The organism is Enterococcus sp. SMC-9 (assembly GCF_021011285.1).
Taxonomy (GTDB): domain Bacteria; phylum Bacillota; class Bacilli; order Lactobacillales; family Enterococcaceae; genus Enterococcus_C; species Enterococcus_C montenegrensis.
The window spans coordinates 15,823-37,652 of record NZ_JAILYE010000004.1; the positions used below are offsets into that span (position 1 = coordinate 15,823).

22 protein-coding genes are annotated in these 21,830 nt (G+C 38.7%); 7 read left to right on the plus strand and 15 right to left on the minus strand.

Annotated features, from left to right (window positions below):
• Window positions 1-173: 173 nt before the first annotated feature.
• The 4 genes from K4422_RS06660 to K4422_RS06675 are packed head-to-tail and all read right to left on the minus strand — an operon-like array spanning window position 174 to window position 3,560.
• Window positions 174-833 (minus strand): Crp/Fnr family transcriptional regulator, encoded by a 660-nt coding sequence (locus tag K4422_RS06660; RefSeq protein WP_230709973.1) that lies wholly within the window; start codon window positions 831-833, stop codon window positions 174-176.
• Between the two features lie 32 nt (window positions 834-865).
• On the minus strand, window positions 866-1,408 hold the full coding sequence (locus K4422_RS06665) for a DNA-binding protein (protein WP_230709975.1): 543 nt from the start codon (window positions 1,406-1,408) through the stop codon (window positions 866-868).
• 3 nt (window positions 1,409-1,411) lie between these two features.
• On the minus strand, window positions 1,412-1,639 hold the full coding sequence (locus K4422_RS06670; protein ID WP_230709977.1) for a heavy-metal-associated domain-containing protein: 228 nt from the start codon (window positions 1,637-1,639) through the stop codon (window positions 1,412-1,414).
• Between the two features lie 31 nt (window positions 1,640-1,670).
• Complete coding sequence (locus tag K4422_RS06675) at window positions 1,671-3,560, minus strand: heavy metal translocating P-type ATPase (protein ID WP_230709979.1); 1,890 nt, start codon at window positions 3,558-3,560, stop codon at window positions 1,671-1,673.
• Between the two features lie 307 nt (window positions 3,561-3,867).
• On the opposite strand from K4422_RS06675, the gene K4422_RS06680 reads away from it, so the two are divergent.
• Window positions 3,868-4,026 (plus strand): hypothetical protein, encoded by a 159-nt coding sequence (locus K4422_RS06680; protein ID WP_230709981.1) that lies wholly within the window; start codon window positions 3,868-3,870, stop codon window positions 4,024-4,026.
• A gap of 66 nt (window positions 4,027-4,092) precedes the next feature.
• Here K4422_RS06680 and K4422_RS06685 read toward each other — a convergent pair whose 3' ends face one another.
• The 4 genes from K4422_RS06685 to K4422_RS06700 are packed head-to-tail and all read right to left on the minus strand — an operon-like array spanning window position 4,093 to window position 8,072.
• Window positions 4,093-4,758, minus strand: coding sequence for an HAD family hydrolase (locus K4422_RS06685; protein ID WP_230709983.1), 666 nt, complete (start codon window positions 4,756-4,758; stop codon window positions 4,093-4,095).
• 18 nt (window positions 4,759-4,776) lie between these two features.
• The gene (dapF, locus tag K4422_RS06690; protein ID WP_230709984.1) at window positions 4,777-5,598 is read right to left on the minus strand and encodes a diaminopimelate epimerase; all 822 of its coding nucleotides are present in this window, start codon (window positions 5,596-5,598) and stop codon (window positions 4,777-4,779) included.
• Window positions 5,599-5,614: 16 nt separating this feature from the next.
• A complete protein-coding gene (lysA, locus tag K4422_RS06695) occupies window positions 5,615-6,904 on the minus strand; it encodes a diaminopimelate decarboxylase (RefSeq protein ID WP_230709986.1) in 1,290 nt (429 codons plus the stop codon).
• Between the two features lie 4 nt (window positions 6,905-6,908).
• On the minus strand, window positions 6,909-8,072 hold the full coding sequence (locus tag K4422_RS06700; protein WP_230709993.1) for a M20 metallopeptidase family protein: 1,164 nt from the start codon (window positions 8,070-8,072) through the stop codon (window positions 6,909-6,911).
• 432 nt (window positions 8,073-8,504) lie between these two features.
• Here K4422_RS06700 and dapA point away from each other — a divergent pair, with 432 nt between their 5' ends.
• The 4 genes from dapA (at window position 8,505) to K4422_RS06720 (ending at window position 12,424) form a co-directional block, all read left to right on the plus strand.
• On the plus strand, window positions 8,505-9,386 hold the full coding sequence (gene dapA, locus K4422_RS06705; protein ID WP_206905814.1) for a 4-hydroxy-tetrahydrodipicolinate synthase: 882 nt from the start codon (window positions 8,505-8,507) through the stop codon (window positions 9,384-9,386).
• Window positions 9,387-9,475: 89 nt separating this feature from the next.
• Window positions 9,476-10,228, plus strand: coding sequence for a 4-hydroxy-tetrahydrodipicolinate reductase (dapB, locus tag K4422_RS06710; RefSeq protein WP_230709995.1), 753 nt, complete (start codon window positions 9,476-9,478; stop codon window positions 10,226-10,228).
• A 26-nt stretch (window positions 10,229-10,254) separates the two neighbouring features.
• Window positions 10,255-10,968 (plus strand): 2,3,4,5-tetrahydropyridine-2,6-dicarboxylate N-acetyltransferase, encoded by a 714-nt coding sequence (gene dapD, locus K4422_RS06715; RefSeq protein ID WP_206905808.1) that lies wholly within the window; start codon window positions 10,255-10,257, stop codon window positions 10,966-10,968.
• Between the two features lie 244 nt (window positions 10,969-11,212).
• Window positions 11,213-12,424: an ammonium transporter gene (locus tag K4422_RS06720; protein WP_230709997.1), complete on the plus strand. Its 1,212-nt coding sequence runs from the start codon at window positions 11,213-11,215 to the stop codon at window positions 12,422-12,424.
• 124 nt (window positions 12,425-12,548) lie between these two features.
• Here K4422_RS06720 and K4422_RS06725 read toward each other — a convergent pair whose 3' ends face one another.
• The 4 genes from K4422_RS06725 to K4422_RS06740 form a co-directional block, all read right to left on the minus strand.
• Window positions 12,549-13,502 (minus strand): DHH family phosphoesterase, encoded by a 954-nt coding sequence (locus K4422_RS06725; RefSeq protein ID WP_230709999.1) that lies wholly within the window; start codon window positions 13,500-13,502, stop codon window positions 12,549-12,551.
• 14 nt (window positions 13,503-13,516) lie between these two features.
• Window positions 13,517-14,848, minus strand: a complete 1,332-nt coding sequence (locus K4422_RS06730) for a DRTGG domain-containing protein (protein ID WP_206905799.1) — start codon at window positions 14,846-14,848, stop codon at window positions 13,517-13,519.
• A gap of 64 nt (window positions 14,849-14,912) precedes the next feature.
• Complete coding sequence (locus K4422_RS06735) at window positions 14,913-15,596, minus strand: metal-dependent hydrolase (RefSeq protein ID WP_230710001.1); 684 nt, start codon at window positions 15,594-15,596, stop codon at window positions 14,913-14,915.
• Between the two features lie 410 nt (window positions 15,597-16,006).
• A complete protein-coding gene (locus K4422_RS06740) occupies window positions 16,007-16,588 on the minus strand; it encodes a TetR/AcrR family transcriptional regulator (RefSeq protein ID WP_230710002.1) in 582 nt (193 codons plus the stop codon).
• A gap of 110 nt (window positions 16,589-16,698) precedes the next feature.
• Between K4422_RS06740 and K4422_RS06745 the strand changes: the two genes are divergently transcribed.
• Both K4422_RS06745 and K4422_RS06750 read left to right on the plus strand, forming a co-directional pair.
• On the plus strand, window positions 16,699-17,925 hold the full coding sequence (locus K4422_RS06745) for an MFS transporter (RefSeq protein ID WP_268991005.1): 1,227 nt from the start codon (window positions 16,699-16,701) through the stop codon (window positions 17,923-17,925).
• Between the two features lies 1 nt (window position 17,926).
• Window positions 17,927-18,499 carry an isochorismatase family protein gene (locus K4422_RS06750; protein ID WP_230710011.1) on the plus strand — a complete coding sequence of 191 codons (573 nt, stop codon included), beginning with the start codon at window positions 17,927-17,929 and terminating at the stop codon, window positions 18,497-18,499.
• Between the two features lie 386 nt (window positions 18,500-18,885).
• On the opposite strand, the gene lacD is transcribed toward K4422_RS06750, so the two are convergent.
• From lacD to K4422_RS06765, 3 genes are all read right to left on the minus strand, one after another.
• Entirely contained in the window at window positions 18,886-19,857 is a 972-nt protein-coding gene (gene lacD, locus K4422_RS06755) for a tagatose-bisphosphate aldolase (protein ID WP_230708532.1), read from the minus strand.
• A gap of 12 nt (window positions 19,858-19,869) precedes the next feature.
• A complete protein-coding gene (locus K4422_RS06760; RefSeq protein WP_230710013.1) occupies window positions 19,870-20,325 on the minus strand; it encodes a fructose PTS transporter subunit IIA in 456 nt (151 codons plus the stop codon).
• A gap of 62 nt (window positions 20,326-20,387) precedes the next feature.
• Window positions 20,388-21,821 carry a PTS fructose transporter subunit IIC gene (locus K4422_RS06765; protein WP_230710015.1) on the minus strand — a complete coding sequence of 478 codons (1,434 nt, stop codon included), beginning with the start codon at window positions 21,819-21,821 and terminating at the stop codon, window positions 20,388-20,390.
• Window positions 21,822-21,830: the final 9 nt, after the last annotated feature.

Genomic DNA, 21,830 nt, shown 5'->3' on the forward strand with positions numbered 1-21,830 from the left:
TAGCAACACTAGCCGCCTAGAGCAATTCTTTATTAAAAAAACACTGAATAAGGGGAAAATTCAGCCCCTTTTATTCAGTGTTTTATTTCATATTAATAAGTAAACAACTTTAGAAACAATTTTTTAAAAGCACCTGCTTACTTTTAAAATTATCTATCATGACCTAGCTTTTTTTATAAGTCTTCTAATCCGTCTTTATTCAAAAGCTTAATCTGATAGCCTTTTCGCAAAATCAGCTGTCTTTTTTCAAGCAACTTCATTTTGCGGGAAAGAGTTTCTGGCGTAGTTCCCAAAAAAGCCGCCAATTCTTTCATTTTCATAGGAATTGTAACCTCATCACTATTTTCGGCAACGCTCAAATCCAACAAGTAGATAGCCAAGCGTTCTTCAATTTTCTCCATCGTTAAAAATTGACTTTGCTGTTCTACTTTTGTCATTTTCTTGGCATTAATTTCTAAAAGTTTCAAGCTGAGCTTTGGATAATCTATCAGTAACTGTTTAAAATCAGCTTGTTTCAAGATGCAAACTTCTGTTTCTTGCAGTGCTTCGCTAAACAAGTTGTCATTGCTAGCTCCAAAAAGCAGGTTCTCACCTTCATAGCCCCCAGGTTCTACCACGCGCAATAATTGTTCTCTTCCAGCTGCTGATAGTTGATAAACTTTTAAATTACCACTGGCAACAATCACCAGTTGCGCTTCACCAGTCGGTGTCGTGATTTGTTCGCCTTTTTGAAAAACTTGATGATGCAGGAGTTGATTAATTCTAGCCTGATCTTCTTTATCTAAATGATTAAATAAAGGCACCAGTGTAACACATAAGTGATCAAAAACCACGAGCTCTCCTCCTTTTTGGAGCTAATTAAACGTTAGTCGTCGTCATCGTCATCTTCTAGCAGTAAACCTTCTAATGCGTCATGACCGATAAAACTTTGAAAAAGACGACTCTGTCCTTTTAACCAACCGTATAAATCTTGCAAAAATTGCATTAAAGCAAATTTTTCTTCTTTTTCAGCCAATTTTATCCCACGTACCACAAATAAATTTTGCGTATTAAAATCTTGCACTGCGGAAAATAAAATGGAATCTATTTCTTCATATTTTAATTGTCCGCTTTCTTCTAACATCGTATATTGCGTAAATTCGGCTGTTGTCGTGGGAATAACTTGACCTTCATCTAACAACAATTGATTTAAACGGTCAAATAATTCGTCTTCTTTTTTGATAACAGCGGCAATTTCAACACTAAAAGCTTTGCCAGGCCCTTTTAAATAGTAATTTATTTGACGTAATTTATTACGTTGGATAAACAAGTTAGCTAAGATGTGGCCACTCATGGCCCCCGCTGTTGGTGTATGGTGATCTTTTTCACTTTGAATTAATTCTGCTTGATATTTTTCTGCTGCATTCATAATTTAGTCTTCCTTCACTTTAATAGATTGCACTTCATAGCCTAATTTTTCGATTGTATCTGCTAGTGCTTTGCCACTTACTGCTTTTGGATCAATTACTGCTTTAACTTTGCTGGCGTTAAATAAAACTTTTACTTTTTTTACTCCTGCCTTTTGACTGACCGCACTTTCGATTTTTTGTAGACAAGAGGGGCAAGTTAGCGCCCCTAATTGAATAATTACTTTTTCCATCAGACATTCTCCTTTTTATGTTTTATGGTACTTATTGTAAAACTTCTGTTGGATTAGAAACTTGATAGCTATCAAGTTTCCCCACTTTAAATGGTAATAGGCGCATACCATTTGCAATCACGACTAAAATACTTAATTCGTGAGCCAACATACCACTGGCCATGTAAATGTACCCAAAGATTAAACCGACTAATAAAAAAGCTACCGTTCCAATCGCAATGGCAATATTTTCCTTCATATTCCAAACTGTTTTTTTCGTTAAAGCATACGCATGAACTAGTTTGGTAAAATCAGAGTTCATTAAAACCACATCCGAAGTTTCAACAGCAACATCGGTCCCATTCCCCATTGCAATTCCAATATCTGCTAGGGCGATAGAAGGACTGTCATTAACCCCGTCCCCAACAAACGCCACCTTATGACCATTTTTTTGCAATTTGGTGATAAAATCTGCTTTTTCGGCTGGTAAGAGCTCGCCGTGAACTTCAGTGATTCCCAATTGTCTTCCGACAATCTCAGCCGCTTTTTTATTATCACCGGTCAACATGACTAAATTTTTTACCCCCATTTGCGTTAGCTGTGCAAGTGTTTTTTGGGCTTTCGGACGCACTTGATCTTTAATACCTAATAGCTGTGATAACTTTCCATCTTGTGCCAAATAAACTAATGAATGGCCACTTTCTTGTAAATAACTTTGATCTTTTGCGGCTGCGTCAATCCTTATCCCTGCTTCTTGTAGTAGTTGGGCGTTGCCGACTAACACCTCATGATTGTTTATCCTAGCTTTAATACCACGACCCTTTAAGACAACTGTTTTTTCCACCGGTAAATAACTTGCAAGAGCTGCAAACTGAATAACAGCTTGTCCTAGCGGGTGATCTGATTGTCTTTCAACGCTAGCTAATAGGCGCAAATTTTCTGCTTTATCACCATAATAGTTGTAAATCCCACTAACTGTGGGTTTTTCTGCCGTTAACGTGCCGGTTTTATCAAAAACAAAAGTATCTACTTTGCTAAAGGTATCTAAAACTTCGCCGCCTTTTAACAAGACCCCAAATTTGGCCCCATTGCCAATTCCAGCCACATTGGAAACGGGTACGCCAATGACTAATGCTCCCGGGCAGCCGAGTACTAAAATGGTAATAGCCAAGGATAGATTCCAGCTAATCAGTCCTACAACTAGAGCCAAAAGTAAAACAAATGGTGTATAAAACTTCGCAAAACGATCAATAAAGCGTTCGGCCTTTGACTTGGAATCTTGGGCTTCTTCGACTAATTCAATAATTTTGCCAAAGGTCGTATCTTCACCAATTTTTTGTGCTTCTATTTGCAACGTACCATTTTCTAAAAAGGTGCCGGCAAAAACAGTAGCTCCAGCTTCTTTGTGCACAAATTTAGCTTCGCCGGTGACACTGGCTTCATTTAAATAGCCCTCTCCTGAAGTGATAATGCCGTCAACAGGTACTTGTCCTCCTGTTTTAACCAATAACTGATCAAAAATTTCAACGTCATCCACATCCACTTCGCTAATTTCATCATTTTTTATGACAAAAGCTGTCGTAGGTGCCATTTGCGTGAGTGTTTTAATCGCCAAACGGGTCTTAGCCAACGTTTTTTGTTCCAGCCAACTGCCAAATAAGAATAAAAACGTCACAATAGCCGACTCATTATATTCTCCAATCAAAAAGGCACCGATAACTGCTATTGACACCAATAAATCGATGCTAATGACTTTTACCCGCAATGCTTGATACGCAAGGATAAAAATTGGCAAACTGCCTATAATCGCAGATAGTGCCATGAAAAGACTATAAGCGGTTGTAAAATGTGCGAGCTTACTAATAAAAGCCAGACTAATCAAAACGCCCCCTAAAAAAGCGAGTTGGTTTTTATGCTGCAAAACCTGTTGTTGATATTTCATACTCTCTCCTCCTATTTTGTCAGCAAAAACTAAACAACTTCCGCCAAATTTTCTGATGATAGCTTTGTTACAAGCAAAATTATAAAAGTGGTCCTAACTGACAAAAAAGTAAAATTTATTTTCTTAACTTGCCCTTAGTTTAACGGTTAAAATCACCAGCGTACTTGATGGCAATCAAGTTATCTTACTTTTTTTAAATAAAACTATAATTTTTGAGCATAACCTTTTTATATAACAAGGGTTCTTGCTAAGATAACAACAACAAAGGAAATTATTTTTTCATAAATTTATATAGGAGTTGATTTTTTTGAAACAAACAAAAACTAGCAAAGAAAAGCAATGCAAAACTTTCACGCCTCGAAATGAATTTGAAGCACGTCTTTTCAAACGCTTTGAAAACTATGTTGCAGCAGAAAATACAAATAAAAATAACACCGTATCTATTAAACAAGAACGACAAAAATAAAAAACGTAAGAATCGGCTGCTTAGCTGATTTTTACGTTTTTTTACATCCTGTGGTGATACGGTTGTTTATTTATGGAATTTTTGATAAATTTTTTGACACTTCTCATAATCCAAGTCTGAAAATGTCGTGACGATAAAATCAGAAGCTAAGTCCAATTGGGGATAATCTGGATTGGCAAACCCAATTCCCACCATTCCAGCTTTTTTTACGGCAATGCTGCCATTGGGTGAGTCTTCTAGCGCTACACAATTTTGTGGTGTGACGGCTAAGCGTTTTGCTGCTAGTAAGTAAACATCTGGTGCCGGTTTGGAATGTTCTACTTCTTCGCCACTTGTAATTACTTCAAAGTCCTGATAAATCCCAATTTCTGTCAACGATTTTTCTATCTCACTTAACGGTGAGGAAGAGGCCACTGCTAACTTCACTTTTGCCGTTTTTAATCCTTTAACGAAGGCCGCAGCTCCTTTAATTGGCTTAGTACCATCTCGTTTTACTATTTCTTGCCGACGCTTCACCATTTCAGCGCTATAATAAGCTGGGCTTTGTGGCAGTGCTAGTTCCTTTTTCATAGTTTCCCAAGTGTATTGGTAAGAAGTTCCCATGAATTTACTGTGATAGCTGCTGGGAACAGTGATTCCTTCATCTTTTAAAATACTGTCCTTGGCTTCAAAATAGCTATATTCTGAATCAATCAGTACGCCATCCATATCAAAAATAATTGCTTCTAACATATTCCACCAAATTTCTGTTTAAATTTTATCCGAACAAAGCGCTTCTTCACTTAATTCTCCTTTTGCGATCCAAGCTGCACCACCGGTTAGAAAAAGTTGCTTGGCTTGTACCTGCACTTCTAGCTTACCACCTAATGTTCTTAATGCAACCGGATTTTTAAACTGATTTTGCCGCTGTTTTACAACGTAGGCTACAGAAGCTGAACCTGTGCCGCAGGCTAAAGTAAAATCCTCTACCCCTCGTTCATAAGTACGAACCATTACCACATCTTCTACAATCTCATAAAAATTAACATTCGCACCTTTGGGCAATTCTTGCCAGTTGCGCAGTTGTTTGGCTAATGGTCGCAAATCAGCTAAGTCTTTTTCAGCTAAATTAGAAACAGCCATCACCAAATGAGGAATAGCTGGATTGCCTAATTCAACATAATATACCGTCTTTTTAGCAAAGTTTTTTTCTTCAAATCTCGTTACATCATTTAATTGCACTTTATAGGTCGTTTTATTTAAGTGCCAAGCAGGTACCATTCCGGCTATTGTTTCAATTTTCATTTCTGCTGGAGCTAAATTTTCTTCATAAGCATATCGGGCAATACACCGGGCACCATTGCCACACATTTCTGCTTCAGTACCATCAGCATTGTAAAAACGCATGCGAAAATCGCCCCCTGCTTTGGCTTTGTCTACTGCCATGAGCGCATCTGCTCCTAATGAAAGATGCGCACGACATGCACCTTTAGCAAGTTGGCTTAATTCGTTTTTACTTAAGTGTAGCGCAAGGTTATTGATGATGATAAAATCATTGCCCGCTCCTTGCATTTTGACAAAAGGAATTTCCATCTGCTTGCCCCCTTAGTTATCTTTTCACTTCATTTTGAATCATTTGAGCATAAGTTTGTCGTTTTACGACCACCTGTTCGTGGCCATCTTTAACAAAAACGACTGCGGGTAATGGTAATTTATTGTAATTACTCGCCATTGAATACCCGTAAGCTCCGGTTGTAAAGGTTGCAAAAATGTCGCCTGCAACAACTTCTGGAAGGGATAAATCTTTCACCAATAAATCTGTACTTTCACAGGCTTTACCAGAAATGGTTACTTTTTGGCTCAGTTTTTCGTCAACTTTATTGGCTACAATCCCCGTATACTCCGCTTCATAAAGTCCTGGGCGGATATTGTCGGTCATACCGCCATCGATACTGACATATTTTCTTAAACCAGGTAATTCTTTAATCGCGCCAATCGTATGCAATGTAATCCCCGCTTCGGCGACAATGCTACGGCCGGGTTCAATTACGATTTCTGGGACGACCAAATTATTTTCCTGACAAAATTCTTTGGTCAATGCCATGACTGGATCTAAAAAGTAATGATAGGGTTTGCGCACATCTTTTTTGGTATAACAAACGCCAAACCCGCCGCCATAGTTCAACTCTTTAATTTGATAATCGTAGCGTTTTTTCACTTCAAGCATTAAATTCAATGCAACTTTGCAAGCTGCGATATGAGCACTATTATCACTTAATTGACTTCCCACGTGAAAATGAAACCCGTAAAATTCCAACTCTTCTGAAGCGAACACTTTTTCAATTTGTGGGTATAAAATTTCTGGTGCTAAGGGAATCCCAAATTTAGAATCTTTTTGCCCAGTTGAAATAAAAGCGTGGGTCTTAACATTGACCTCTGGGGTAATGCGAAACATGATCTGTGCTTTCTTATGCAGCTTGCGGCAAATACTTTGAATCAAGTCCACTTCTTGTAAACTATCCACAATAATTCGACCCACGCCATAATCAATCGCCATTTCTAATTCTGCCACTGACTTATTGTTTCCGTTAAATTCAATTTTTTCTGCTGGAAAATCAGCAGCGATTGCCGTGTATAGTTCCCCCCCAGAAACCACATCTAAAGACAAATTTTCTTGATTGATTAATTGCAACATCGCAATCGTATTGAAGGCTTTACTCGCGTAGGCTACCCGCGTATGGGGATATTTATCTAAAAACTGTTCTTTTAGGGCCTGGCATTCTTTTAGAATTAGATTTTCGGAATAAACATATAACGGTGTGCCATACTTTTCAGCCAATTTAACCATATCACAGCCATCCCAATAAAGATGACCATTTTTACTTGTACCTAGAAACATCTTTTCACGCCCCTTTTTCATTTAAAACATTGATTAAATCCACGTAACATTGAATACCGCCTAATAAATTCTTTTCATCAAAACGCAATTTGTTACTATGCAGCGGATATATAGCATCTGTGGCTTCATTGCGAATACCGACAAAGAAAAAGAGACCGGGAATTTTTTGTTGGAACATTGAGAAATCTTCTGCTAATAAATAAGGCGCAGATTCAAGATAACTATCTCCTGCCACCACTTTTAAAGCGTCCACCATTTGGGCGTCATTATCTACGACGCGATACATATGATTAAAATCAACTTCAGCTTGGCAATCATAAGCTTGTGCGATATCGGTCGCTAAAGTTGTGACCCGATTGGTTAATTTGTCATAGACTGTATCTGAAAATGCGCGGGTTGTACCATGAAGTTCTACTTTCCCGGGAATAATATTCATTGCGTCTCCACCATGAATCTCGCCAAACGTTAAGACAGCTGAATCAAGTGGACTTAAATTACGTGAAACAATTGAATGCAGGCCTTGAATGATTGCCGAAGCTGCTAAAATTGCATCAGCTCCTTGTTGCGGCTGGGCACCATGGGCACTTTTACCATAGACTGTGATATTAACTTCACCATTGCGGGCCATCATACCACCTTTTTTACATGCAATAACGCCTTCTTCAAAATCTGGAAAAACGTGTAAACCTACAATTTGTTCCACTTTAAATTTTTCCAAAACACCCGCGTCAATCATCAGCTGCGCACCACCAGGGCCTTCTTCAGCCGGTTGAAAAATCAAAACAATCGTTCCGATTATTTCATCTGGATGCTCACTTAAATACTTTGCAAAGCCTAACATCGTCGCCATATGACCATCATGGCCACACGCGTGCATTCGTCCTTCGTGTTGGGAATAAAATGCGACGCCGCTTTCTTCTGTTATCGGCAATGCATCAATGTCTGTTCGAAAAGCTAAAGTTTTTCCTTGCCTGCCGCTACGAAAAACAGCCACTAAGCCCGTATCTAAAACTTCATGGACTTCCCTCACACCAAGACTAGCTAGTGCCCCTTTTAAATATTGACAGGTTTTAAATTCCTGTAAGCCCAATTCAGGGATTTGATGTAGATCTTGACGGAATTTCGTTACTTCTGGCAATAATGCTGTGATTTCTTTACGGATTTCCATTTTGACTCACCCTCTTTTGAAGTTTTAAACCTGACTTTTAATCAATCAATTCCACAGGTAGTTTTTCATGATCAACTTACTCGTTCACATTTTTAACTGTATGAATCATTTTTGCAATTTTTATCAAAAATGGTCTAACAGCTTAATTTTGATTGCTGTTTTTTTATTTGGCAAAAATTCACGTCATAGCAACTTTTATTCTCTCTTTTTTTAAAAAAATTGTTTTTCTGTCAATTTTCTTATTATTTACATTTGCAAAAATATTCATTATTTACAGAATAAACTTGGCTATTTCTTGCTATTATAGTATATTATTTTGTAAATAGTTGAAAATTCCGTATAAAAAATATTTTCTGAATATTTTCTTAATTTCTCTCTATTTTACCTAGAAAAAACTAGAAAGTAAATATTTTAAAAAAAGGATGTGTTAATATGGCAATTTTTACAGGAGCTGGCGTTGCCCTTGTTACCCCAATGAAAGCAGATCAAACGGTAGATTTCGATAAGTTAAAACAACTCGTGGATTGGCAAATTGCACAGGGAATTGACGCGATCATTGCCTGTGGCACAACCGGTGAAGCCTCTACTCTAGTAGATGAAGAACATATTGCAGTAATTGAAACAGTTGTAAAACAAGCTGCCGGACGCGTCCCTGTTATTGGTGGTACTGGCTCAAATAATACGCAACATGGCATTCACTTATCAAAAGAAGCCCAGCGTGTAGGCGCAGATGGACTGCTTGTCGTTACGCCCTATTACAACAAAGCCACAGACAGTAGCCTAATAAAACATTATGAAGCAATTTGCAACAGCGTCGACATTCCGATTATTCTATATTCCATCGCGGCAAGAACAGGATTAAATTTAAGCCCTGCTATGGTAGCAAAATTAAAAGAACTTCCAAATGTTGTCGGCATTAAAGAAGCCAGTGGCAACATCTCTCAGGTGGTGGAAATTTGTGGTCTGGCCGATGATGACTTTGCCGTTTATTCGGGCAATGACGATCAAGTCTTACCGTTTTTATCGGTTGGCGGTTTAGGTGTCATTTCAACTATCGCCAATATTTTACCTGCTGAAACTTCCCAAATGGTACATGACTTCTTAAAAGGCGATATAACAGCTGCTAAAAAAACCCAAATCGAGCAACTTCCTTTAATCCAAGCTATTTTTAAAGAAGTGAATCCTGTCCCTGTTAAGGCCGCCGTTAATCTTTTAGGAAAATGTGACCTGAATTATCGCCTTCCATTAGACAAACCCGAACCAGACACGTTACAATTATTAAAGACCGAAATGAAAAACTACGGTTTACTTTAACATGTCGATTACCAATTAAAAAAGCTGTGCCTTTTGGTTCAGCTTTTCTTATTTCAAGCTTTAAGATTAAATGTTGAAGGGAGTTTTCCATGAAAAATGTGTTATTGAGTGGCTGTCATGGCAAAATGGGTCAAGTTTTGCAAAAATTAATTACAGCACATCCAGATTTACAAGTTGTCGCAGGTCTTGACCACACCTTAGATAAAGAGGCCGATTTTCCCGTTTATGCTGCTGCAGCTGATGTAGTCGAAAAAATAGATATCGTGATTGATTTTTCTCATTACAGCGCCGTGCCTGCTTTAATCAACAGCTGTGTTGCTAAAAATTTGCCCATCGTTATTGCTACAACCGGGCTAACAGATGATACAAAAGCCATGTTGCCTGTAGCAAGTCAAATTATTCCGGTGTTTTATTCTGCCAATATGTCGTTAGGGATCAATGTTTTAATTAAAGCCTTACAGTCTGTGGCCCCTGCTTTAGAAAACGATTTTAATATTGAAATCATCGAAAAACATCATAACCAGAAAAAAGATGCTCCTAGTGGTACAGCACTTTTACTCGCCGATAGTATTAATGATTCCTTAACTAAACCAAAGGACTATCTTTTTGGCAGAGCTGGCAATGATTTAGAAAATCCTTTAAGTCAAATGGGAATTCACGCTATCAGAGGTGGCAGTATTCCAGGTGAGCATACGGTAATTTTTGCCGGTTCAGATGAGATTTTAGAGTTTACACATACTGCCTTATCCCGCGACATTTTTGCTAACGGTGCCCTAAAAGCAGCGGAATTTTTATTAAAGCAAAGTGCGGGCTTATATAGTATGCAAGATTTATTGGCCTAAAAAATAATTTATTAGGAGGTTAAAAAATGTCAGATTTACACTTTACTGATCCTTATGCACTAGCTAAATATATTAAAGATGCCGAGAAAAAAACGCCGGTAAAAGCTTATGTTCGCGGTAATTTTGGTGGTTTAAGCCACGACAAAATAAAAATATTTGGTGATTATAATTCTTGGGTACTCATTGGGGATAATCAAGACATTCAGGAATTCTTGAAAAAATATCCTGAAAAAATTGAAGATCTCTACATTGAAAACGATCGGCGCAATTCTGCAGTCCCATTACTGGACTTAACCAAAGTTGATGCCCGAATCGAACCTGGTGCTTTTATTCGCGATGAGGCGGTAATTGAAAAAAATGCGGTAGTCATGATGGGGGCTGTAATTAATATTGGAGCTGTGGTCGGCGAAGAAACTATGATTGATATGGGCGCAATCTTAGGTGCCCGCGCAACTGTAGGAAAACGCGCGCATATTGGAGCTGGAGCTGTCTTAGCTGGTGTTTTAGAGCCACCTTCAGCAGATCCAGTTGTAATTGAAGACGATGTTTTGATTGGCGCAAACGCCGTTGTCTTAGAAGGCGTTCGCGTTGGCAAAGGGGCGGTTGTGGCAGCTGGTTCAGTCGTAACAGCAGATGTTCCAGCTATGAGCGTTGTTGCTGGTTCGCCTGCAAAAGTCATTAAAACAAAAGACGAAAAAACTGTCAGTAAAACCGAATTTCTCGATGATTTACGGGGATAAATCGCCCTGTTTTACTGCAATAAAAATTTCTGCACTTTATTATCAAAAAGACACGTTAGTTTGATAATAAAGTGTCTTTTTGTGTACTTATCTTGTTTTATACTTAAAAATCCTTTGTTAATGTAATATTTCCTAACACAAACAGTAATTAATTTTCAGAAAATTTCTAAAATTGCTACGAAATACTGGAAATCAGTAAAATGACGTGTTACGATTTCTAACATAAAGAAATGGAGGAATGCAAATGAATACAGGAAATATTGCTTTTATCATTATTTGTACCGGTTTAGTTTTCATTATGACCCCTGCTTTAGCCTTTTTTTATGGTGGGCTTTCCCGTCAGAAGAATATTTTAAACACAATGATGATGTCGATTTGTACATTGGGACTAGCTTCAGTCATTTGGATTTTAATTGGTTACAGCCTTTCTTTTAGCGGCGCTGGCCTTTTTATTGGAAATTTAGATAAACTATTTTTCCAACATGTCTCCATGATAAAAGGTGACGGTATTCCAGAGGGTCTTTTCGCTGCGTTTCAAATGATGTTTGCTCTCATTACTTCAGCCATTTTAACAGGTTCCGTCGCAGGCAGAATGCGTTTTTCCGCTATCTTCTTATTTTTAGCTGTTTGGTTAGTTGTTGTTTACGCACCAATGGCTCATATGGTCTGGGGCGGTGGATTCTTAGATCAAATTGGCTCTGTTGATTTTGCTGGTGGGAATGTTGTTCATATCAGTTCTGGTATTTCTGGTTTAGTTTTAGCGATTGTTTTAGGTAAACGAAAGGAAGTCGAACATATTCCCCATAACATTCCATTTATTGTTTTAGGTACCGGCTTGTTATGGTTAGGCTGGTTTGGCTTTAACGCCGGTAGTGCTTTAGCAGCAGACAGCCTAGCAATTCACGCTTTATTAACCACCAACACGGCAGCTGCCGCTGCCATGCTTTCATGGATGGGATTAGAAAAATTAGTGAATGGCAAACCATCAATCGTAGGTGCATGTACCGGGGCTGTTGTCGGGCTTGTGGCTATTACCCCAGGTGCAGGTTTTATCTCCATGCAGTCGGCATTACTAACTGGCGTGTTAGTTAGCCCGGTTTGTTATTATGGTATTCGTTTTGTGAAAGAAAAACTTGGCTTTGACGATGCCTTAGATGCTTTTGGCTGTCATGGTATCGGAGGAATTTTTGGTGGAATTATAACAGGTATATTTGCTGACCCTAGTGTTGGCGGACGCAGCGGTTTAATTTTTGGCCAAACAGATTTATTCGTAGCACAACTTCTTAGTATTGTTATCACCATTGCCTTTGCAGGTACGATGAGCTTTATCATCATCAGTATTATCAAAAAATTCATCCCATTGCGGGTTTCTGAATTAGACGAGTTGCAGGGAATGGATCAATGTGAGCACAACGAAGAAGCTTACAATACGACTTTGGGATTAGATTTAGACTAATCAGCTAGCGCATATCAAAATTTTAAACAAAAAATACACCTGCAACTTTTATCACTCGGCCATTTGGTACGTAGCGATAATTAGCAGGTGTATTTTTTATTTGTACTAAAAATGAAGGTGATTCTTACTGTTTGATATACTTACGACAAGCAGCCTGAATTTCTTGATAAATTTCAGCAACTTCTGCTAAGTCTTTGGCGTTGGCACCGCTAGCTAGAGGATGCCCGCCACCGTGATGACGTTTAGCGATTTCATTAATTACTGGACCTTTTGAACGTAAACGTACCCGGTAATAGCCTTCTGGTTGTTGGACGAAAATCCCCCAAGCTAGCGTGACATCAATTGTTCCAGGTAAAGATACAACATGGGAAGTTTCTGAATCTACCACACTAAATTTATCTAATAACTCTTGGGGTAAAATAACCCGTCCTGCGCCGTTTTCATCCACTTCAATATTTTCATAAACATAGCCAGAAAGCTTCGCTACCTTCAGGGAAATTTGTTGCAACTCACGATTTAGCTTGGCTGCATCAAAACCAAAATCCAGTAATTTACCGGCAATTTCTAACGTATAAGAAGTGGTCGCTGGATATAAAAAGCGCCCAGTATCACCAACGATTCCAGCATACAATAATCGTGCCGCTGCCACACTAATTTTTAACACGTCAGGAAATGAAAAAGCAAAATCTGCAATCATTTCACTACAACTGCTGGCCTTGCTATTGACCCAAACTAAATCTCCATAAGGCTCATCATTAGGATGATGATCGATTTTAATTAATTTAGCACCATTGGCATAACGCTGATCACTAACTCGCGGAGAATTGGCCGTATCAGTGACGATTACCAATGCCCCTTCATAAAGCGCATCTGCTACTTCATCCATTTCTGCCAAATAGTTCAACCCTTCAACTGGACCACCGGCTTGATAAATTTCTTTTGTCGGAAAACTGGCACGCAGAACTTCCGCCAAACCAACTTGTGACCCTAATGCATCGGGATCTGGTCGCATATGACGATGGATAATAATTCGATCGTATTCTTCAATTGCTTTTAAAATTTCATGTCTGATATTCATTTTCTCACCTTAACTTATGGTCGCTCTAAAACTTGGCAAGTAACGATCGCCAAGGCCGCCAATGTATTTTCTAAATAAACTTCAATTTCCAACTTCGCGCTCCGCCGCCCCAACTCTAACATGCGGGTATGAATTGCTATTTTACTCTCCAATTGAATCAGACGCAAATAATGCATATTCACTTGTTCAATCCAGGTATTGCGCCGTTGTTGTTGCAGTAAGGCACGCTTTGCTGTATTAGCAACAATTTCATTTAAAACACCAAAAGAAATCGTTCCTACCTCATTGACCATTTGCGGCGTAACTGTAAAAGTATAATAGGGTTTATCCAATTTATGGCCTTCACTATCTTGGTCTATCAACTGAATATCGCCGGTAATTTGATCCGAAATGGTATCTGCGATTTGTGGTTGCCGCTGCACAAGTTGCATCGCCTTCATGACATCTTGGCGGGAAACAAGCCCTACTAACCCTAAGTCATCAGATACAACCGGCATAACTTCTAGGCCGTCCCAAATCATTTGATGACTGACAGAAGCCACACTCATCTCCCGCTTAACGTAACTGATTTCTTTTGTCATGACCCGTTCAATCGCTTGATTATCTTGTTTTTCCAAGATATCTTTTGGCGTAACAATCCCCACCAAGCGCATATTTTTATTAACGACTGGAAAACGAGAATGCGTTGTACTTTCGGCTAAACGCTTGTAATCTTTAACCGTCGCAGTGATATCTAAATAAGATGTTTTTTCTAGTGGTGTGAAAATATCACTCACTAACATAATATCTTTTTTAATCAATTGATCACTTAAAGCACGATTAATCATCGCTGCCACAGTAAAAGTATCATAAGTTGTCCGCAAGATTGGCATTTCCACCTCATCAGCTAGCCGACAAATCTCACTTGTAGTATCAAAGCCACCGGTAATTAAAACGGCCGCACCTTCTTTTAAGGCCAAACGATGCACACCTTCGCGATTACCAACAATCATCAAAGAACCCGGTGTGATATAACGGGCCATCGCATCTTCTTTCATGGCACCAATCACAAACTTATGTAAAACCTTATTTAAACCGGCTTTACCGCCTAAAACATCCCCTTCAATAATTTGGACAACTTCACCAAAGGTTAAGCGTTCAATGTTTTTCTTTAATTTCCGTTCAATTCTAATGGTACCAACTCGTTGAATCGTTGAAACTAAACCGATATTTTCAGCATCTTTGATCGCCCGATAGGCAGTTCCTTCACTAACATTTAGTGCTTTGGCAATCCCGCGGACAGAAATTCTGTCCCCCACTGGCAAGCTTTCGATATGAGCCAAAATTAAATCATGTTTTGTCGCCATTTTCCCACTCCTAGTTACGGTGTAAAATTTTCTACACAGCGCTTATTAACCTCTTTGTCATTTCTTATAAAGTCATACTTTCTCCCACTTCAAGCACCTTGCCCACGCCAGCTGGTAAAAGAGCTGCAAAGGCTTTAGGATCTTGTTCAATCAACGGAAAAGTATTGTAATGAATCGGCACTACTTGTTTGGCATTTAATCGTTTCGCCGCCGACGCTGCCTCAGTAGGCCCCATCGTGAAATTGTCCCCAATGGGTAAAAAAGCGACATCTATTGAAAAAGCGGCCCCAAAAAGTGCCATATCGCCAAAGTTTGAAGTATCTCCTGCATGATAGATCGTTTTACCCTCTGCTTGAACAATAAAGCCTGACGCTTCACCCAAGTAAAGCATTTGGCCGTCAACTTCATAACCGGAACTATGTTGGGCGTGGACCATCTTCACCCGACCAAAAGGAAAATCAAATTTGCCACCAATATTCATACCGTGCGTGTGCTTTACGCCATTCTTTTTGGCAAAAGCACATAACTCCACCATGCCAATAATAGTCGCATCTGAATTTTTGGCTATCGGTACCATATCTCCGACGTGATCTTCGTGTCCATGGGTTACCAAAATATAATCTGTTTTTACTTTTTCTGCTACTAAATCTGTTTTAGGATTACCAGTAATAAATGGGTCAAATAATAAATCCGTACCATCCTCTAGTTTGACAGCGATTACGGAATGACCGTGATAGGTGATTTTCATCGTTTCTCCCCCTTACTTTGTAAAATAAAACTAATACAGTTTTTACTTTTCTATTGTAACAGACTTAAACAGAAAAAGGCATGAAAAAAAATCGGAATTAGCAGAAATAGTCCTTTTGCATTCCGATTTTTTAAACTGGGAAAAGATCAGCTCTATGACCAAAGCCTTCTTGCCCCCTTAAAAGAGATAAAAAATTTTATCTGGCTTATAAAAAAGTACCACTCTAATCGCAAAACCAATAAAAAATATACGTCATCATTTTATTATCTGCTGTATTGCTGCGCTAATGTAAAATTACCCCTAATTAATCCTTCAAGCTAAAAATTATCCAACTGCATGAGTAAGTAATTTTCTACCTAGCTTATTCCTCTAGCCAAATTATGCCGCAAACTTTACGAAAGTATTTCAACTTAATGATGGCTATTTTCAGCTTTTTTTTCAATCGTTTCAACAAATTGTACCAATACTGCGACAAAACTTTCATCTGCATCCAGCATCGCATTTTGAAAATAACCCAACTGGCTCAAACTAACATAGCCATGAAGAAGACTACGAAATCCTCGACTTTCCATCAAAACTTCTTCTTCAGATAATCCAAAAGAGAAAAGGAGCTGGGACAATAAGACTGTATTTTTCCGCCCTGCTAAAAGGAGTGCGTCATTATTGAAGCTTGGAATCGTATTTAACAATTCATAAACCGCTTGATACTTCAAAGCAAAAGTCCGATAAGACTCACCATAGGTTAATAAGGCTGCTTCTTTTGTCTTCCCCATCAATTGCGTGGTCAAATATTCATGTAATTTTTCATGGAGAAAAATCGCAGTATGAACTTTTAAGTCCGTTAAATTCTTAAAATGATTGTATAAAGATGGTGGTTTAATCCCTAACGCTTCAGCTAAGCGGGGAAATGTTACTTGGGCTAAGCCCATTTTTTCTGCTAATGCAATATAGCTCAAAATGATTTTTTCGGGTGTTAAATCCCGCCGTTTCATAAAAGCCCCTCCTCGCGGCTATTTTACCATAAATCTGTTTAAACTACTAACAATAGTTGACAAACTACGAATCGTAGTTTAATCTATGGAACGAAAGTGAAGTGACTGTTTTGACAAAATTAAAAAATTATTTTGCCAGTGGTGAGCTCTGGCAACGCAACCTCCTTATTTTATGGTTCGGTAGTTTTATGACTGGAATTGGCTCTAGTTTAATTTCACCTTTTTTATCATTATACGTAGACACTCTAGGAGTCTTCACAAAAAAGGAATTAAGTTTCCAATCTGGTTTAATTTTTGCTAGCACGTTTATTACCATGGCGATTGTTTCACCTTTATGGGGCAAGCTAGCCGATCAAAAAGGGCGCAAACCCATGTTAGTTCGCGCTAGCTTAGGTATGGCCATTATGATTTTTTCCATGGGCTTTGTCACGAAGGCTTGGCAATTATTGATTTTACGCCTTTTATTAGGTGCTTTTTCTGGATACACCAGCAATTCAGTTGCCTTAATGGCTATTATTACCCCAAAAGAGCATTCTGGTCGTGTACTTGGTACTCTTTCAACCGGGACTGTAGCCGGCACCTTGTTAGGTCCGTTGTTTGGTGGTGTTGTGGTTGCCCATGCCGGTTATAAGATGACTTTTTGGATTACTGGTATCATTATGTTTTTTGTTTTCTTATTGACCTTCTTTTTTGTCAAAGAACATTTTACGCCAAAACCAAAAGACAAAGTTTTAAGTGCTAAAGCGTTAACCCAAGTGATTGACCATCCTAAAGTAATCATTGCCATGCTTTTGACTACGACGATTTTGCAATTAACCGATAAATCCATTAGCCCAATTTTAAGTCTTTATGTTCGTCAGCTCGTACATAATCCACAACTTGTTACCATTTACAGCGGTATCGTTGCCTCTGCTCCAGGGGTCGTCATGTTGTTTTTTGCTCCTTTATTCGGACGTTTAGGTGACAAAATTGGCCAATATAAAATTTTACTTTTTGGCCTTGTCTTATCTTTTACCATCTATTTGACATTAGGTTTTAGCCACGCAATTTGGCAAGTTATCTTGCTGCGGCTGTTTATCGGTGTGAGCGATTCGGCACTAGCCCCTAGTGTGCAAATTATCTTGTCGCAAAATAGCCCCCAAGAAGCAACCGGACGGATTTTTAGTTATAACCAAACGATGCAGTCTATTGGCGCTATTGGCGGACCTTTAATCGGTTCGACTGTATCAGCTTACTTTGATTATCGCTATGTCTTTTTTGTATCTGCCTTATTCATCGTTTTAAATATTTTGAACTATGCAACAAATTTCCCCCAATTAAAAGAAAGCAGGTATTAATATGATTGAAACCCTCAATTTAAAAAAATGCGCTTTTGTCGCGATTGATTTGCAAAAAGGAATTTTAAACAGCGGCACTTTAACTCCTTATTTGGCTAGTGAAGTTCTTCAAAAAAATGAGCAACTAGTAGCTGCGTTGCTTGAAAAACTTGGCTTGGTCGCTTTGGTTAAAGTAGACGCCACTACTTTTGGTTACTTGAATTTTGATTTAAAAAAGCGCCAACCTTTAAAGCTAGCCAAAGATTATGACGAACTTGCTCTTAAAATAAAAAATTCAACTAAAGCAAATGTCGTTACCATTACCAAACACAATCCGGGGGCATTTTTTGGCACAGATTTGGATTTGCAATTACGCCGACGGGGTATTGATACCTTAATTCTAACTGGCGTTGCAACAGAAAATGGTGTTTACGCTACCGCTTTAGATGCGTATCAATTCGGCTATCGTGTCATTGTAGTGGAGGATGCTTGCAGTAGCCGCGATGAAGAATTACATCGCATCTTCATGACAAAACTTTATCCCAAAATAAGCCTCGTCACTTCTAGCACCGAGCTATTGGGCACATTTGCCTAAAAATGTTGCGTCACGAAATTGATTTTTAAACTTCCAAAAAAATAGACGGGATAATCAATTTTGTGTAGCTAAATAGAAATCAATTTGTGCAACAAAACTAGCTACTATAAGAAAAAAGAAAAGCTAAAGAAATCTTTCAGTCCTAGACATCAGACTAAGATTTTGGCTCATGTCATGAAGAGCTTATGCGTAAAGTATGGCACTTAGAAAGTGGCAGGCAGTATTAAGGCAGTCAAATCAGTGTTTTTCTTAGGGAAATTTATACTTCCTTTCTAGATGACAAAAAGACCAGAAAATCCGAAAGTTGTTTTTCAAACTTTCGAAATTTCTGGTCTTTTACTTGTAGCTGCGTACTTCTCTCGGATATTTTTAGACAGCTAACCTTTTTATAATTTAACCGGTGTTGCAGTTGCTTGGAGTACTTCGTTTAATTCTTCAATATTTTTACGGCCTTGTGTTTGCATCCATTCTCTAGCTGCATCTTCTCCACCTGTGATAAAAGGTTCTACGCCGTTTGCCCAAGTTGCGCGACCACATAAAACACCGTTAAATGTTGAGCCTGCTTCTTTGGCGAATTTCAATGTTTCTTGGAACAATTCAGCTGTAACACCAGCTGATAAGAAGATAAATGGTAAGTCAGTTGCTTCTGATTGTTCTTTGAAGTAAGCCATAGCTTCTGCTTTTGTATACGCCACTTCACCTTTTGCGTAACCTTCTACATAGTTCATATTAACCGGAACTTCCATTTTTAAAACATCAACGCCATAACGTGGTTTTGAAAATTCTTTCATCATTTCAATTACTTTATGTGGTTTTTTAACCGCGTATTCTTTGGTGCTGGCATCCGCATCATTGGCATCATAAGAAACCAATTCCAAGAAGAATGGTAAATCTTCTGCGGCACATTCAGAACCAATTCGTTCCATGAAGGCTTTCTTTTGATCGTTGATTTCATCACTTTCATCTACATCGTAGTAAAGTAAGAATTTACATGCATCTGCGCCTGCTTCTTTTAGACGTTTCACTGACCAGATAGACAAAATGTCTGGCAAGCGTCCTGGGGTTGAAGCATCGTAGCCTGTTTTTTCATAGGCCAACAATAACCCTGCGTTTTCGTCGCGAACTTTAGCAGCTGGTAAGCCGTATTCTGGGTCTAATAAAATAGATGAAGCATATTGGGTTAATTCAGAAGACACGATTTTTTTGAAGTCTTCGATTTGAACTGCTTGTGCTTGTGTATCTTGGTATTTATTAATCATTTTCTTTAAAGCACCACGTTGGTCGATCGCAAGGGCAGAGATCACACCATTTTTGTCACTTAATTGTTTGATAAAGGCTTTTTTTGCTTCTGTTGTCATGAAATACGCTCCTTAATTTTCGGCTAATTTACTATTTAAGAGATTGGCAATTTCTTCAGGTGTTGCCGCTGCTTTTAATCCTTTGGTTACATCTTGATGCATCAAAAGACGCGCGACACTGGATAAAAGTTTTAAATGCGTGGTTCCAGCTTCAGAATCTGGAATAAATAAGGCAATAATAAAATCTGTCGGACTGCCATCTAAACTTTGCCAGTCAACAGGATTAACTAAGCTGACAATTATAATATCCGCGGCTGTAATAGTCGTATCTTTAGCATGGGGAATCGCAAAACCATCCATCATACCAGTTGTTCCTTCTGCTTCACGTTCTAATAATTTAGCATAAACTTTGTTTTCATCATTTGAAAGACCAAGAGAAGCTGCCTGATCAGCTAAAAAATGCATGACTTCATCTTGGGTTGTAAAATTTTCTTTTAAAAAAATATGGTCTGTTTTAATTAGTGCCATGGTTTTCACCTTTCTTTAAAAAAGCTGCAGCAGTATTTTTTACTTACTACAGCTTTTATTTCTTATGCTTGTACTTCGATTTTTGTTTCAGTCGTTTCTTTTGTTGCGGCTTTTGTCACACGATTTTTCTGAATGAAACCTAAAATGACACCACCGACAATGGAACCAACTAAAATAGCAAAGACCCATTGTAATTTACCATCCACCACTGGTAAGACCAAAAAGCCACCATGGGGCGCTGGTACTTTTACGCCAAACATATACGTTAAAACAGCTGCGATAGATGAGCCCAACATCATTGTTGGTAAAACCCGTAATGGATCTTTTGCCGCAAATGGAATCGCGCCTTCTGTAATATGGGTTGAACCTAAGATAAAGTTAACTAAACCGGCATTGCGATCATTTGTTTCGAAATATTTACCAAAGAATAATGTAGCAAAACCTGTAATTAGCGGCGGCGCGATACAAGCTGCTGAAACGCCTGCCATAAAACTACTATTACCTTGCGCTAATAATGCTGTCCCTGTCACATAAGCAGCCTTATTCACTGGACCACCCATATCAAAGGCACACATACAACCAACAATAATTCCTAATACTAATGGTGAAGAATTTTCAAAACCAGATAAGAAACTCATCATGCCTTCATTGACCGTTTTCATTGGCCCTGCAATCAAGGACATGATTGTCCCCACAACCGCTACTCCGATTACTGGATATAAGAAAATTGCCTTTAGACCATCCAATTGTTTTGGTAAAACTTTTAACAAACGTTGTAAAAGTAAAACGAAGTAACCGGCTAAGAAACCGGCAAAAATACCACCTAAGAAACCAGCACCACCAGAATTTGCTAATAAGCCCCCGACAAAACCAACGACTAAACCAGGACGTTTGGCGATTCCTTCTGCAATATAAGCTGCCATTACCGGTACCATCATTCCCATCGCCGCATCGCCGATTGATTTGAACATCGCCGAAGTGGCATTATATGTCGCATCGTTTGGATCAAAAGAATAAACACCCCAAATGGCAAAAGAAACGGCAATGATAACCCCGCCTGCTACTACAAAAGGTAACATGTGGGAAACACCATTCATCAAATTCTTATAAATACTACGTCCGATATTCATTTGTGATGCCTCTGGTGTAACTTCTTCGACAGTATTGGCGACTGCTGCAATTTGACCTTTACCTGCTAGGGCATCTTCAATTAATTGATCTGCTTCTTTAATCCCTTTACTTACCGATACGTCAATAATTCGTTTACCAGCAAAACGTTCTGCATGCACGTCTTTGTCTGCTGCGATAATAACCGCATCCGCATCTTTGATTTCTTCTTTTGATAACTCATTTTCTACCCCAACTTGTCCATGAGTTTCGACTTTAATCGTAATTCCTTTGCGCTTTGCCGCTTGTTCCAATGCCTCTTGAGCCATATACGTGTGGGCAATACCGGTCGGACAACCCGTTGCTGCAATAATTTGATATTTTGCCATTTTGACACT

Coding starts and splice junctions, on each gene's coding strand:
- K4422_RS06730 (WP_206905799.1), bottom strand. CDS start 14,848: ATGGCGACAAAACATGATTTAATTTTGGCTCATATCGAAAGCTTGCCA.
- dapD (WP_206905808.1), top strand. CDS start 10,255: ATGTCAGATTTACACTTTACTGATCCTTATGCACTAGCTAAATATATT.
- K4422_RS06750 (WP_230710011.1), top strand. CDS start 17,927: ATGATTGAAACCCTCAATTTAAAAAAATGCGCTTTTGTCGCGATTGAT.
- dapF (WP_230709984.1), bottom strand. CDS start 5,598: ATGGAAATTCCTTTTGTCAAAATGCAAGGAGCGGGCAATGATTTTATC.
- K4422_RS06765 (WP_230710015.1), bottom strand. CDS start 21,821: ATGGCAAAATATCAAATTATTGCAGCAACGGGTTGTCCGACCGGTATT.
- K4422_RS06720 (WP_230709997.1), top strand. CDS start 11,213: ATGAATACAGGAAATATTGCTTTTATCATTATTTGTACCGGTTTAGTT.
- K4422_RS06725 (WP_230709999.1), bottom strand. CDS start 13,502: ATGAATATCAGACATGAAATTTTAAAAGCAATTGAAGAATACGATCGA.
- K4422_RS06735 (WP_230710001.1), bottom strand. CDS start 15,596: ATGAAAATCACCTATCACGGTCATTCCGTAATCGCTGTCAAACTAGAG.
- K4422_RS06700 (WP_230709993.1), bottom strand. CDS start 8,072: ATGGAAATCCGTAAAGAAATCACAGCATTATTGCCAGAAGTAACGAAA.
- K4422_RS06665 (WP_230709975.1), bottom strand. CDS start 1,408: ATGAATGCAGCAGAAAAATATCAAGCAGAATTAATTCAAAGTGAAAAA.
- lacD (WP_230708532.1), bottom strand. CDS start 19,857: ATGACAACAGAAGCAAAAAAAGCCTTTATCAAACAATTAAGTGACAAA.
- K4422_RS06740 (WP_230710002.1), bottom strand. CDS start 16,588: ATGAAACGGCGGGATTTAACACCCGAAAAAATCATTTTGAGCTATATT.
- dapB (WP_230709995.1), top strand. CDS start 9,476: ATGAAAAATGTGTTATTGAGTGGCTGTCATGGCAAAATGGGTCAAGTT.
- dapA (WP_206905814.1), top strand. CDS start 8,505: ATGGCAATTTTTACAGGAGCTGGCGTTGCCCTTGTTACCCCAATGAAA.
- K4422_RS06670 (WP_230709977.1), bottom strand. CDS start 1,639: ATGGAAAAAGTAATTATTCAATTAGGGGCGCTAACTTGCCCCTCTTGT.
- K4422_RS06685 (WP_230709983.1), bottom strand. CDS start 4,758: ATGTTAGAAGCAATTATTTTTGATATGGATGGCGTACTGATTGATTCA.
- K4422_RS06675 (WP_230709979.1), bottom strand. CDS start 3,560: ATGAAATATCAACAACAGGTTTTGCAGCATAAAAACCAACTCGCTTTT.
- K4422_RS06760 (WP_230710013.1), bottom strand. CDS start 20,325: ATGGCACTAATTAAAACAGACCATATTTTTTTAAAAGAAAATTTTACA.
- lysA (WP_230709986.1), bottom strand. CDS start 6,904: ATGTTTCTAGGTACAAGTAAAAATGGTCATCTTTATTGGGATGGCTGT.